Below are 12,749 nucleotides of genomic sequence, written 5' to 3' on the forward strand. Positions count from 1 at the left end.
GGATGTAATGACTATCCGTGTGAAACTGCTTGCCTGCATCTCGGTGCTCACCGCTACAATTGTTATGATTGCTGCCTTCTCCTTTTACGCAATGGAACAGGAAGCGAAAATTGCTGATTCCATCGTGGTTGATCGCGTCGAACCGATGGAGCATTTGAAAATAATTGGTGATCGCTACGCGGTCAACATTGTCGATACCGTGCATAAGGTTCGTTCCGGTGCATTGTCCCCTGTTGAGGGGACAGCAAATGTCCAGTCTGCACTGACTGATGTGAACGATCATTGGAAGGCGTACATAGCCACCACCCTTACAAGTGAAGAAAAGCAACTTGCCGATCACTTCGAAGAAGCGCGCTTGAAGGCGGACGTCCGCGTCCAGAAGCTTCTCGGTATCCTCACGTCGAAAGATGCTTCTGCGCTCGCCAGCTTCGCAGACAGAGAACTCTATCCGGCAATCGATCCTCTGGGTGGAGATATCGCCAAGCTGGTCGATGTGCAAATCCGCGTCGCCAAGGAGAAGCTGGCAGAGGGCAATGACCTGAGGGCAATGCTGACAACATTGATGATTGCGCTAACAGCCATGGCAGCCGCCGTTTCCGCTTTTTCTATCTGGACAGTCATTGCGGGTGTCATCCGTCCCGTGAACGCCATCACCGGCGCGATGGACGCGCTTGCCAAGGGTAATCTCGACGTCAACATTTATGGTGAGGGACGCCCTGACGAAATTGGAACCATGGCGTCCACTGTGGCTGTGTTTCGCGATAATGCACGTGATCGGGTTCGGCTTGAACAGGAAGCCGCAGCAAACCGTTCGCTTTCCGAGCAGGAGCGTGCTGACCGTGAACGCCTGCAGGCACAGGAGGCGTCGGAAGTTCGCTTTGCAGTCGATAGCATCGGCAGTGCGCTAGGCCGCCTATCTGATGGCAAGCTGAACTACAGGATTACCGAAACCTTTGCAGACCGGCTTGATCAGGTCCGCCTCGACTTCAATGAAGCCGTCGCAAAACTCGAAGACGCCATGCGCCGCGTCGGCCAGAATGCGCAGGCAATTGCAGCCGGGTCCAATCAGATCCGTGCGGCGGCCGACGATCTCTCGAAGCGGACGGAACAACAGGCAGCATCGGTCGAGCAAACAGCAGCGGCACTAGAGCAGATAACGACCACGGTCACCGACTCAAGCAGGCGCGCCGAAGAGGCCGGCAACATGGTCCAGCAGACGCGCCAATCGGCGGAGCACTCAGGTGCGGTGGTCAGCAGAGCTGTCACCGCCATGCACGAGATAGAGACTTCGTCGAATGAGATTTCCAACATCATCGGTGTCATCGATGAGATCGCCTTCCAGACCAATCTGCTTGCACTGAATGCCGGCGTAGAAGCCGCCAGGGCGGGCGAGGCGGGCAAAGGCTTTGCCGTCGTTGCACAGGAAGTGCGCGAACTCGCGCAGCGTTCTGCAAAAGCTGCAAAAGAGATCAAGGCGCTGATTGGCAAATCGGGAGTGCAGGTCAAGAACGGCGTCGAATTGGTGACGGAAACCGGCAAAGCTCTGGAACAGATCGTCGCGCAAGTTCAGGGTGTCAGCACCAATGTCACAGCGATTGTCGAAGGCGCTAAGGAGCAGGCGACGGGACTGCGGGAAATCAACACTGCCGTCAACACCATGGACCAGAGCACTCAGCAGAATGCCGCCATGGTCGAGGAATCGACGGCGGCAAGCCATTCGCTGGCCAGGGAAGCGGAGGCACTATTCCAACTGATCGCCAGTTTCGAGATTGGTTCAACCCATACAGCCACCGGTCCTCGCAGAGATCTGGAAACACCACCAGCGCCGTCTCCGGCAAGACGTCTGATGGCACGCGTTTCCAATGCTGTGCGTGGCAATACCGCCGCAAAAGCCGATAGCTGGGAAGAGTTTTAAAAAGTCTGACCTGAAACCTGTCTACAGGCCCTGTTCATGCAGCTTCCGCCCAATTTTTTCTACAAGATTGGGCGGAGAGCCTCATTCCCCACATCAACATCATGGTCGCGCGTGTCCGACATCAACGCACCTGATACAGAATTGGTTTAATTGAGAAGAGAGGATTTTCGGCTCATCGTAGCTCACATCAAAGGAAGCGAGGATGAGACAAAATTTGAGCCGCCGAATTCTCCCGCCGAACAGGTTATCAAAGATATCCGCCGCGGCACGCGCAAGCACCATTATGGTGGAGGGATTTGCGGTTCATGTTATTCGCACTCTTTTTTCCAGGAAATCGCCCAAAATTTTGAACCATTTAGTTCAGAACTTATCGCCCGTAGTCAGTCTGTCCCGGGTTCAAATCCGCTCAAGGCGATGGATCGCAGCAACTTTCTGACCACGTATGCTTTCAGGATTGTGCCCCATCACGCCGGTCCTAGCATGATGTAGGTTTCGCTCTTAGCCACTCCGTTGGTGGCGCGCACCGTCGAGATCAATTCATTCAGCTGTAACATCGTTGACACTTCAATCTCTGCGATCATGTCCCAGATGCCATTGGTGTTGGACAGCGCCTTGACACCAGGGAGACGTTTTATAGCGGAAATCGTCGCCTTCGGAGAGCCTTCCACTTCGATCACAATGAACGCCCGGATAAAATCCTTGCCGACATCATCCCTCAGCCGGACCGTGAAACCCTTGATGTCACCGTTGCCGATCAGCCGATCCAGGCGTTTTTGGGCCGTGGCGCGAGCAACGCCAAGCAATTGTGCCAGTTCAGGAACAGAAGCGCGACCATTAACGCGCAACTCCGAAATCAGTCGCTTGTCCAGCTCATCCATCGTGAAATTCCTTTTTCGTCAAAATATTGATTATATCGTCAAATGTATAGAAAAAACGACAGTTCCTGTTCTTTTTTGTTCAGGCGACAATCGCTAGAACCAATTCAGTCGGGACTTCATGACAACCAAAAATGCGGGATCAAGCTTAAAGCAAACGGGTCTGACGCTTCCGATCGATCAATGCCGCTGACACATGTAACCGCTGATTAAACAGTAATCCGGTGAGCCGGATTATGATGGGAGATGGATTTATGAGACTGTCGCGCGTTTTTTCCTCAATGCTCGTTGTTGCTGGCCTGTGCGCCACCGTGACTGCAACGCATGCGGATGACCTTCAGAAGATTGAGAAGGCCGGAAAGCTTTCGGTCGCTCTTTCCGGTGCGTTTCCACCCTTTAGCTTTGTTGATGAAACCAACAAGGTTGTTGGTTTCGATGTTGATATCGGAACCGAGATGGCGCGTCGCCTCAAGGTTGAGCCAAACATCGTAACCACGGCTTGGGACGGTATTATCGCCGGCCTGGTGACCGGGCGTTCCGATACCGTCATCGGCTCCATGGGCATTACCGACGAACGTAAGAAAGCTATCGACTTTGTAGGTCCTTACTATCGCTCGGGGCTTGGTCTGTTTGTCGCCAAAGGTGCCTCTGTCAAGAGCATTGGTGACCTCGAAGGTAAAACCATTGGAGTGACTTTGGGCGAGACGTCGGAAAAATGGGTTCGCGACCAGAACAAGTTTACGGTCCGCACCTATAAGGGCTTGCCAGAAATGCTTCTCGACCTCGGCGCTGGTCGCGTCGATGCAATTGTTGCAGATGACGTTCCGGTTCTTGTTGCGATCAACAAGAGCAGCGCGGCCATCGAGCAGGTCAAGGATTCCACATTGCCGCGCTTTGATATCGGCATCGCAATTCGCAAGAACAATCCAGAACTCGCTGCAGCAATGCAGAAGGCGCTTGAAGACATGATGGCAGACGGCACATACGAAGCCATTTCGAAAAAGTGGATTGGTTCGGACATCCGTTAAATGGTGCTGCTCCGGGGCGACAACAGTTCCCGGAGCATTGCATTCCAGCGGATACATCACAATCACCGCGTTCAGGCGTTATCTTCTCCAGCGCAAGCCTGTGACGGGATTTCGCGCAACCAGTGAGATGGTTCTTTCGCCATTTTTGCGTGAAAGCCCAATCCGGAAAGGCCGAAATGGATATCGAACTCATCAAGCGGATTTTCCCGTTCATGGTCGAGGCGTCCTTGATGACCCTGAGCCTGACCGCTGCGTCGCTGGCCATAGGGCTTGTCATCGCAACAGCCATCACCACTGCACTCTTCTCCAAGACGGGGCCTTTGCGGTGGTTCGGTGCGGCCTATGTCAGCATCATGCGGGGCACGCCCTTGCTTGTGCAGCTTTTCCTAGTCTATTTCGGCGGCCCGCAATTCGGCCTCGATCTCACACCATTTATGGCCGGGATGTTGACCATGGGCCTCAATATCGGTGCTTACATGTCGGTCGGCATGAAAGGTGCCATTCTGGCCGTTGATAGCGGGCAGACAGAGGCTGCTCGCTCAATCGGGTTTGGTCGCTTCGCAACCATGCGGCTCTTTGTTTTGCCACAGGCGGCGCCGTTGATGATCCGTTCTCTCGGTGTCAACACCGTTATTCTATCGAAAAGCACAGCTCTGGTGTCAACAATCGGCGTGGTGGAGCTAACCTATTCCGCACAGCGCCTGGTAACCTCTACCTATAAGCCTTTCGAAGTCTTCGCCCTGGCTGGCCTGTCTTATCTGTTCATCGTCGCCGCCATTTCGCTGATGGTGCGAACAATCGAACGGATGTGCGACACAAGCAAGAGGGCAAGCGCATGAGCCTCGATTTAAGCGTCGTCCCGTCCTACTGGGAAATCCTCTTCACTGGACTACTCTGGACTATCCTCATTACCGTGCTTGCCGGTGCGATCAGCATTGTACTCGGTATGCTGATAGCCACGACAACACTCTACGGCCCAAAGCTCGTCAGCCTGCCGATCCGCGGCGTCATGTTCCTGTTCATGGGCACGCCACTGCTCTTGCAACTTTATCTGCTCTATTACGGCCTATCGCAAGTCGGTATCCTGTTGCCAGCCTTCTGGACAGGGGTCATCGGTCTGGGCCTGCATTATGCGGCCTACAATGCCGATATTTTCGGAGCATCACTGAGAGGTGTCGATTCCGGCCAGACAGAAGCAGCTAGAACGCTTGGTTTTGGCAAGGGAGCGACCTTACGGCACTTCATCGTGCCTCAGGCAGTGCTTGCAGCGCTTCCGCAGGTTGGAAACAACAGTATCATTCTCTTGAAGGATACGGCGGTCCTTTCCGTCCTCGGTATCGCAGAACTTGTGCTGAACACGCAGCGCGCCATCAGCGAAACCTATCGTCCCTTTGAATTCTATCTCACTGCGGCGGTTCTCTATTACATCGTCAATATCGCGATGGAGCTTGTTTTGAAGCAGGCGGCCAGAAAAGCGGAAGCAATCCGATGACAGCACAAAACCCCATGATCCAACTCCGACAAATCCGCAAATCCTACGGCGACCACGAGGTGCTGAAGGGCATCGACATGAGTGTCGCGCGCGGCAAGATCATTTCAATCATAGGGCCAAGTGGTTCGGGCAAGAGTACGCTGCTGCGATCTATCAATATGCTGGAGGCAATTTCCAGCGGCGAAATCTGGCTGGATGGACAGCAGGTGAACCGGCCACTGAAAGGCCGCGCCTTCGAAAACCACATCAACCATATCCGACGGGAAATGGGCATGGTTTTCCAGCAGTTCAATCTGTTTCCACACTTGACGGTGCTCCAGAACATCATGATCGGGCCGATGAAACTCAAGGGTCTGGCCAAAGCCGAGGCATTGGACAGAGCGAATACACTGCTTGCAAAGGTGGGGCTTGCCGATAAGGGAAATGCTTATCCGTCCCGCTTGTCCGGTGGACAGAAACAACGCGTTGCCATCGCACGCGCTCTCGCCATGCAGCCCAAAGTCATGTTGTTCGATGAAGCAACGTCCGCTCTCGATCCGGAGCTCGTGGAGGAAGTGAACCAGGTCATGAAACAACTTGCCGCTGAACATATGACCATGCTGATTGTGACGCATGAAATGCGATTTGCCGCGGAGGTTTGTGATCATGTCATGTTCATGGACGGTGGTGTGGTAGTCGAGGAGGGTGCGCCCGGCGATGTCCTGTCAAACCCTGTGGAAGATCGGACCCGTGCGTTCCTGCGCAAGCATCTCTCCTATTAGAGCAAAGACCCAAGTCATGAGCCTACATAAAAATTCACCGCTGGATCCTGCATATGTACGAGATCTGGCCCTGCGCCTTGTCTCTTGGCCCAGTGAAACCGGAACAGCGGGAGAGGCAGAATTCGCCGACCGCCTGCATGCGTTGCTTCTGGAAATTCCTTACTTTCGCGACCACCCGGAGGACCTTCGCCTGATCGAAAGCCATGGTGATCCATTGACGCGAAATTTGGCCGCACTGGTGCGCGGTACGGGCCGCAAAACAATCGCTTTGGCTGGCCATTTCGATACGGTTTCGACCGACAATTATCACGAACTCAAACCGCTTGCCTGCGACAGCCTCAAGCTGAAAGACACGTTGATTGCCGACCTCTCGGCCAGGGCACGCTCCGAACAGGAAGAGCGGGCTTTGCAGGATCTGCTGAGCGGTGATTTTCTGCCCGGACGCGGTATGCTGGACATGAAAAGCGGTGACGCGGCAGGCATCGCCTGTCTTGAGCATTTTGCAAACTGTCCTGATCGCAAGGGCAATCTGCTGCTGATCATCACACCTGATGAAGAGCGTGAAAGCCGCGGCATGCGTTCGCTGCGCGATGCTCTGCCAGACATTGCCCAAGCCTTCGATATCGAGATATCCGCCGCTGTTAACATGGATGTCACGTCCGACCAGGGTGATGGCAGCGAAGGCCGCGCCGTTTACGCAGGCACCATCGGCAAGCTTTTGCCGTTTGCGCTTGTTATCGGTTGCAGCTCCCATGCAAGCTACCCGTTTGAAGGCGTCAGCGCGCAGGCCATGGCCGCTGGTATTCTGTCGCGTTTCGAGGGCAACGCCGCACTCGCTGACAAGGATGACAGCGATGTTTCGCCACCACCAATATGCCTTGAAGCCAAAGACCTGCGCGACGGATACGAGGTAACAACGCCTGAACGTTTCTGGATAGCATTCAATTGGCTATACCACGCCATGTCGGCGGAAGACCTGTTCGAGCGTTTCCGCAATGAGGTTTTGACCGGCGCCGTTGAGGCTGTCGATCGCTTTGCTGCTCAGGCTCTGGAATATGGCAGGCTGGTGGGAAAGAGTGCCGGCCCTGCGCCTGCGACCCCACGTCTCGTTACGTTTGCGGAACTGCGTGCGCTCGCGTCGCAGGTGGCGGGAGAAGGCTTCGAAGCACACTATGCTGAGAAGGAATCCAGTCTTTCTGCCATCGACAACCCTCTGTCATTAACCCGCCAGCTTACTGAATGGCTGATCGGTGTGGCGCGCCTTTCCGGACCAGCTATCGTCGTCGGCTTTTCCGGGCTGCACTATCCGCCCAGCCGTCTGCGCATGGAGTACGTCAACGACCGCGCGCTGCATACGGCGATCGAAAAGGCACGCACCTTCCTCGGCAATGAACCAGACCGGAGCCTGACCTGGAAACCGCATTTTCAGGGCATTTCCGATATGAGTTTCCTCGGTCAAGCGGCGACTGGCAGCGATGTGGTTTCTCAGAACACGCCGATTTCGCGCCTGATCGACCGGCCTCCCGCGAATGCGCTGCGCTTTCCAGCGGTCAACATCGGGCCATGGGGGCGTGAGTTTCACCAAAAGCTCGAGCGGGTCCATGCCCCCTATGCTTTTGAGGTTCTGCCCACTCTCATTGCCGATATTGTCGATCAATTCCTCAACGACACCAGCAACGATATCTGACGCAGCTTGGAGCAGACAACACCGCTTGTCTCAATCCGCTGCCAAAAGCCAACAGGATAACATCCATGACCACCCCTGCAAATCTGAACACAGTTCCTTTCGTCAGTGTCGATCATATGATGAAGCTTGTGCTGACGGTTGGAACCGACACGTTTCTGACCGAGCTTGCCGCCGTGATCGAGGAGGACTTTCTCCGCTGGGAGCAGTTCGACAAGACACCGCGCATTGCCTCGCATTCCGATGAAGGTGTTATCGAATTGATGCCGACGAGTGACGGAACGCTCTACGGCTTCAAATATGTTAACGGCCATCCAAAGAATACGAAGGAAGGACGCCAGACGGTCACAGCGTTCGGCGTGCTATCGGATGTCGGCAACGGATATCCAATGCTGCTTTCCGAAATGACGATTTTGACAGCTCTGCGCACCGCCGCTATGTCCGCCGTCGCCGCCAAGCATTTAGCGCGTAAAGGCTCGAAAACCATGGCGATTATCGGCAATGGGGCGCAGAGCGAATTCCAGGCGCTGGCCTTCAAAGCGATCGTTGGCGTGAACGTGTTGCGCCTTTTCGATCTTGATCCTTCTGCAACAGACCGCTGCACCAGCAATCTTGCGGGGCAAGGCTTTACGATTATCAAATGCACCACGTCACAGGAAGCGGTCGAAGGGGCTGACATCATCACGACAGTCACGGCCGACAAGCAATGCGCCACCATCCTTTCCGACAATATGGTCGGCCCAGGCGTCCACATTAATGCCGTTGGTGGCGATTGCCCAGGCAAGACGGAATTGCATAAGGACATCTTGTTGCGCTCCGACATCTTCGTCGAATATCCGCCGCAGACACGCATTGAAGGTGAGATTCAACAACTAGATGCCGACTACCCTGTGAAGGAACTTTGGGAAGTGATGGCAGGACAAACCGAGGGACGTCAGTCCGACCGCGCCATCACGCTCTTCGATAGTGTAGGTTTCGCGATCGAGGACTTTTCCGCTCTACGCTACGTTCGTAGCAAACTTCAGGAGACGGGGCTCTACGTCGAACTCGACCTTCTGGCTGATCCGGATGAGCCAAAAGACCTTTACGGCATGCTTTTGCGCTGCAAGCAAAACCTTTAAAGTGCCCGATTTTGTGTGACTTTGATGCGTTTCCAGGGGTGGCGCACGCTGGGCCGGAATTTGTCGGCACTGTTTCGGTAATCAGCTCAGACATGGTCACGACCAAACCTAACGCCTTGGGTTGCTGATGTTTGGGTAGATCCGTAATATCGTAAACATCGAATGGGGTTGGCGCTTGTCAATGCAGCCGAACAGCTTGCGACCGCAAAAGGAGAGGATGTGCTGTAGCTATGTTGCGTGCCAGAGCGGACGCACCTTCTATGCTGCCTAGGGTGGACTGAAATTGAGTGGAATGTGTTGCGGGAACAGGCGTGCATTTTCGAAAAGCCGATGACGCAGAAAGTGCTGGTTCCGTAGTGGACGTTATACGCTTGGCCACTGCCATACTGCGTGTCATGACCGTTTTGAGGTGGTCTTCGCGTTTAATTCAGGGCTGAGTTGGGTCGAGAGCCGTCATCTACCGGGCCAGTGTGCTACAGCACCGCAGCCTTGTGAGGTTGACCCGGAACGTATCCGGCCAGCGCTGGTAGCGTCTCGTCGTCTCGGCCGACACGTCTCCGACGCACGTCGCAGAATTCCGAACTTTCGCTGAACATGACGTGAGAAAGAACGTATTTGGGCATTCTCACTCCGTTTCTCTCTGGCACTAGTGTCGAGGGCGAGCGGGAATAGGGGCCTGCCTTTAACATAGCATTTATGTTGGGATACGGCTTGCGGACCGAGGGGAATCCATTCCGAAAACCGACCGATGATACCTAAAAGGAACAATTTAAGAGGAATGATCCGTATTCCTTTCTTTTATGTTGACCGAGCTCAAAATGTCTGAGATGGCTTGTCTCCTTCAAGGTAAACGTTTGGGTAGGTAAGATGGCACGGTCTGAGTCAGATGCCCTGTTGGAAATCGGGCAGTTGCTGAAGTCTACGCGAAAAGTCCGGCGACTGACGCAGGAGCAGGTTGCCGACATGGCGGGTATATCGCGTCCCCGTTATCGTGAGATAGAAGCCGGAAGTAGTGCTGCGCGCACAACGACGCTCATCAACATCGCCCGCGCGCTCGGCCTTGAGTTGATGCTCATACCACAAGCCATGGTTCCGGCCGTCGATGCGCTGATGCGGCCGCATGACGATCTCGATGATCTTCCAGCATTCATGGTTCATCCAGATGGGAATGAGAATGTCTGAGGCATCCTCCGATCCACGATCGATTTCATCCCTCGACGTGCTGCTGAAAGATGTGAGGGTCGGCACAATCGTTCGGACGCCTGGCGACTTCAACGCTTTCAGCTTCGAGGGCAGCTACCGCGCAACCGGCGGCTTCCTGGTGCTCAGCCTGTCTTTTCGCGCAGCCACCGGCGGCTTGCGCAAGGACCCGAAACCCGTTGCCAGAGCGTTGCCGGCGTTCTTTGCCAATCTGCTCCCCGAAGACAAACTGCGTGAGGCAATGGAAAAACACCACGCGGGGGGTGTTCGTGCGGGCAACGACTTCGACCTGCTCGTCGCACTCGGCTCGGACCTGCCGGGGGCTGTCCGCGTCGTGCCAAGTAACGGAAGGGTTGCGCGTCTCGACAACCTGTCTGCTCCCAAGCCGAAAGTACGGTTTTCGCTCGCCGGCGTCCAGATGAAGCTTTCCGTGATCAAGAACACTGGGAAGGGGGGTGGACTGACGCTGCCGCTCGGTGACGACCAGGGATCATACATAGCCAAGTTTCCATCGACATCGTTTCCTGGCGTGTCGGAAAACGAATATGCTAATCTCGCATTGGCCGAAGCGATCGGAATGGAGGTCCCGGAACGCGAACTGGTCGAGCAATCGGAGTTCGAAGGTATTCCAAAGGAGTTCGAGACGCTGTCGGACGGAAAAGTCCTGCTCGTCAAACGTTTCGATCGCGGCGCAAACGGCGAGCGGATCCATATCGAGGATTTCGCGCAGGTGTTCGGCGTCAATCCTTCGCGGAAGTACGAAGGTGCCGCCTACCATGATATCGCTGCAGCCTTAAACGTTGCCGTTTCGTCTGCGGCCGCACTCGAATTCGTCCGCAGGCTGGCTCTCGCTGCGATCACCGGCAACGGCGACATGCACCTCAAGAACTGGTCGCTCATCTATCGCGAAGCTGGCGACACGCCGCAACTCGCGCCTGTCTACGACGTACTCTCGACAGTGCCTTACATCCCCGCGGATGCTATGGCGCTGTCGCTTGCCGGCGAGCGCCCCTTCAAGGCCATGATGGTACAGCGCTGGAAAACCTTCTCCAATCGCGCCCGCCTGCCGGAAGCAGCCGTCCTCAGGGCAGTGGCCGACACGGTCGAACGTGTCAACGAACTATGGTGGTCATTGCCGGAACGGCAAGTCGTTCCGCAGAAAGTTCTCGAGCGTGTCGATACGCATGTCAGGCTGATGACCCCGATCCTTAGCACCTGTGCGGATTGAAGCCGTCCGGCCGAACGGTGACAACTCTATCCCAGCCCTTGCGCCAGCTCTCCTGGCGCATCTTCACCCGCTGCCAAAGGGTGCCTTCGACGATTCTCAGCGAAGGCACCTCCTGCACGACATGGTGCTCAGCTGCATTCTCCCGTGAGACCCGACGTTCTTTCGTGGGATTTTTCCGATAGGCAAGGCGGTTGAAGGCGAGTAGCCCGATATAGGCCTCCTTTCGTGTTCGGAGAGGAGAGGTTGCGCGTCACGCATCTTTCATCGCGTATCGTCCGCGATCGCTTGTTTCGCCGCTTGATCTTGCAGGCCTACGACAAACGATGCGCGATAACAGGCTTGAAGCTGATCAATGGCGGCGGCCGGGCCGAGGTCGCCGCTGCCCATATTCGCCCGGTCGAAGCGAACGGTCTGGACATTCTGTCAAACGGCATTGCGCTTCTGGCACCGCACACTGGATGTTCGATCGCGGCCTTATCGGCTTATCTAACGATCTTGAGGTTCTGATTTCTCGTCACGCAAACGATCGCGATAGCGTCCAAGGCCTTATCAACAAAACAGGAAGAGCTATTGTGCCGGCAGGTGTGCACGAACGCCCGCATCCCCAGTTTCTGAGATGGCACCGCGAGAATACATTCAAACAATAGCGCGCCGTCGGATCAGATCCTTTCAAGAGCACGATGCTGGCAACGCGTTTCTGATGGGCCACTCGCGGCCCGCACGCAATCCACCGCGTCGCGCCATCAGTTGTCATCTGGTGCCGCATTTAACGGATGCCTATTCCTTCCATAAATACCCCCACCAAATGAGCGACGCGAGCTTACGGTGATGTCAGTTTTTCGGTTGCCAAGGAGATGGCCATCGCTGTGCAAACGAGATCGTCGAAGCTGATATCGGGCCGAACCACTCCCGCCTTCTGCGCACGGTTCAGGAGTCGAGCACCTTTATTCTTGGTCGCGACACATCCGGGCGTTCCAACTGGACGTCTTGAAGCTGAAGCTGGACGAAGCAGCCATCGTCCGCAACGTCGGCGGCAAAGTCAATCCAGCCTTCTTCGAAACGATGAACATCCTTGGCAATGTGTCCAAGGCGGCTGGACAGCCTGTCGGCGAGGGATGGAACGTGATCCTGCTGCAGCACACGGATTGTGGCATTAGAGGCTGTTACACGCGCCGGATCTTCTGGCACAATACATGAGCGTCCCGTCCGACGGTCTGGAACCCTTGGCTATTATGGATCCCTACAAGGCGGTCGAGGTGGACATCGAAGCGCTACGCGCCAATCCTGCGATACCTGAAAGCAGCATCGTCGAGAACGGCCAGATATTCCTGCGGCGCTCGATAGGCAGCACCGACGCTATCATGTCCAGTTCTCCTGCACGGCGCTCGACGGCAATCAGAGATGTCTTCGCTTCGGCCATGCTCCAAAATGCCGATTTCAGCGGC

General features: G+C 55.4%; 13 protein-coding genes and 2 pseudogenes. 10 read left to right on the forward strand and 5 right to left on the reverse strand.

Annotated features, from left to right (window positions below; translation table 11 throughout):
* Positions 1 to 7 precede the first annotated feature (7 nt).
* Complete coding sequence (locus RMR21_RS23045; RefSeq protein ID WP_498672206.1) at positions 8 to 1,915, forward strand: HAMP domain-containing methyl-accepting chemotaxis protein; 1,908 nt, start codon at positions 8 to 10, stop codon at positions 1,913 to 1,915.
* A gap of 464 nt (positions 1,916 to 2,379) precedes the next feature.
* Here RMR21_RS23045 and RMR21_RS23050 read toward each other — a convergent pair whose 3' ends face one another.
* The gene (locus tag RMR21_RS23050) at positions 2,380 to 2,793 is read right to left on the reverse strand and encodes an Lrp/AsnC family transcriptional regulator (RefSeq protein WP_448779971.1); all 414 of its coding nucleotides are present in this window, start codon (positions 2,791 to 2,793) and stop codon (positions 2,380 to 2,382) included.
* Positions 2,794 to 3,044: 251 nt separating this feature from the next.
* Here RMR21_RS23050 and RMR21_RS23055 point away from each other — a divergent pair, with 251 nt between their 5' ends.
* The 6 genes from RMR21_RS23055 (at position 3,045) to ocd (ending at position 8,876) form a co-directional block, all read left to right on the forward strand.
* Positions 3,045 to 3,818: a transporter substrate-binding domain-containing protein gene (locus tag RMR21_RS23055; RefSeq protein WP_498672207.1), complete on the forward strand. Its 774-nt coding sequence runs from the start codon at positions 3,045 to 3,047 to the stop codon at positions 3,816 to 3,818.
* 176 nt (positions 3,819 to 3,994) lie between these two features.
* Complete coding sequence (locus tag RMR21_RS23060) at positions 3,995 to 4,657, forward strand: amino acid ABC transporter permease (protein WP_498672209.1); 663 nt, start codon at positions 3,995 to 3,997, stop codon at positions 4,655 to 4,657.
* Positions 4,654 to 5,310 carry an amino acid ABC transporter permease gene (locus tag RMR21_RS23065; protein ID WP_498672211.1) on the forward strand — a complete coding sequence of 219 codons (657 nt, stop codon included), beginning with the start codon at positions 4,654 to 4,656 and terminating at the stop codon, positions 5,308 to 5,310. The genes RMR21_RS23060 and RMR21_RS23065 overlap by 4 nt, the downstream gene beginning before the upstream one ends.
* Positions 5,307 to 6,071 carry an amino acid ABC transporter ATP-binding protein gene (locus RMR21_RS23070; protein WP_498672213.1) on the forward strand — a complete coding sequence of 255 codons (765 nt, stop codon included), beginning with the start codon at positions 5,307 to 5,309 and terminating at the stop codon, positions 6,069 to 6,071. The genes RMR21_RS23065 and RMR21_RS23070 overlap by 4 nt, the downstream gene beginning before the upstream one ends.
* Before the next feature lie 16 nt (positions 6,072 to 6,087).
* The gene (locus RMR21_RS23075) at positions 6,088 to 7,758 is read left to right on the forward strand and encodes a M20/M25/M40 family metallo-hydrolase (protein ID WP_498672215.1); all 1,671 of its coding nucleotides are present in this window, start codon (positions 6,088 to 6,090) and stop codon (positions 7,756 to 7,758) included.
* Positions 7,759 to 7,823: 65 nt separating this feature from the next.
* Positions 7,824 to 8,876, forward strand: coding sequence for an ornithine cyclodeaminase (gene ocd, locus RMR21_RS23080; protein WP_498672216.1), 1,053 nt, complete (start codon positions 7,824 to 7,826; stop codon positions 8,874 to 8,876).
* A 473-nt stretch (positions 8,877 to 9,349) separates the two neighbouring features.
* On the opposite strand, the gene RMR21_RS23085 is transcribed toward ocd, so the two are convergent.
* A complete protein-coding gene (locus RMR21_RS23085) occupies positions 9,350 to 9,499 on the reverse strand; it encodes a hypothetical protein (RefSeq protein ID WP_498672218.1) in 150 nt (49 codons plus the stop codon).
* Between the two features lie 244 nt (positions 9,500 to 9,743).
* On the opposite strand from RMR21_RS23085, the gene RMR21_RS23090 reads away from it, so the two are divergent.
* The 3 genes and pseudogenes from RMR21_RS23090 to RMR21_RS23100 all read left to right on the forward strand — a co-directional run.
* Positions 9,744 to 10,058 (forward strand): helix-turn-helix domain-containing protein, encoded by a 315-nt coding sequence (locus RMR21_RS23090; protein WP_498672220.1) that lies wholly within the window; start codon positions 9,744 to 9,746, stop codon positions 10,056 to 10,058.
* Positions 10,051 to 11,304 (forward strand): type II toxin-antitoxin system HipA family toxin, encoded by a 1,254-nt coding sequence (locus RMR21_RS23095; RefSeq protein ID WP_498672222.1) that lies wholly within the window; start codon positions 10,051 to 10,053, stop codon positions 11,302 to 11,304. The genes RMR21_RS23090 and RMR21_RS23095 overlap by 8 nt, the downstream gene beginning before the upstream one ends.
* A gap of 219 nt (positions 11,305 to 11,523) precedes the next feature.
* A pseudogene (locus RMR21_RS23100) lies at positions 11,524 to 11,951 on the forward strand (HNH endonuclease); the annotation flags it as partial.
* 173 nt (positions 11,952 to 12,124) lie between these two features.
* On the opposite strand, the pseudogene RMR21_RS23105 reads toward RMR21_RS23100, so the two are convergent.
* From RMR21_RS23105 to RMR21_RS23115, 3 genes and pseudogenes are all read right to left on the reverse strand, one after another.
* Positions 12,125 to 12,280: pseudogene (locus RMR21_RS23105) on the reverse strand (SbtR family transcriptional regulator); the annotation flags it as partial.
* Positions 12,232 to 12,492 (reverse strand): hypothetical protein, encoded by a 261-nt coding sequence (locus RMR21_RS23110; RefSeq protein ID WP_498672226.1) that lies wholly within the window; start codon positions 12,490 to 12,492, stop codon positions 12,232 to 12,234. The gene RMR21_RS23110 and the pseudogene RMR21_RS23105, both read right to left, overlap by 49 nt.
* Before the next feature lie 52 nt (positions 12,493 to 12,544).
* Positions 12,545 to 12,724: a hypothetical protein gene (locus tag RMR21_RS23115; protein WP_498672228.1), complete on the reverse strand. Its 180-nt coding sequence runs from the start codon at positions 12,722 to 12,724 to the stop codon at positions 12,545 to 12,547.
* Positions 12,725 to 12,749 lie beyond the last annotated feature (25 nt).

This window comes from Agrobacterium sp. rho-8.1, from assembly GCF_033957725.1.
Taxonomy (GTDB): Bacteria; Pseudomonadota; Alphaproteobacteria; order Rhizobiales; family Rhizobiaceae; genus Agrobacterium.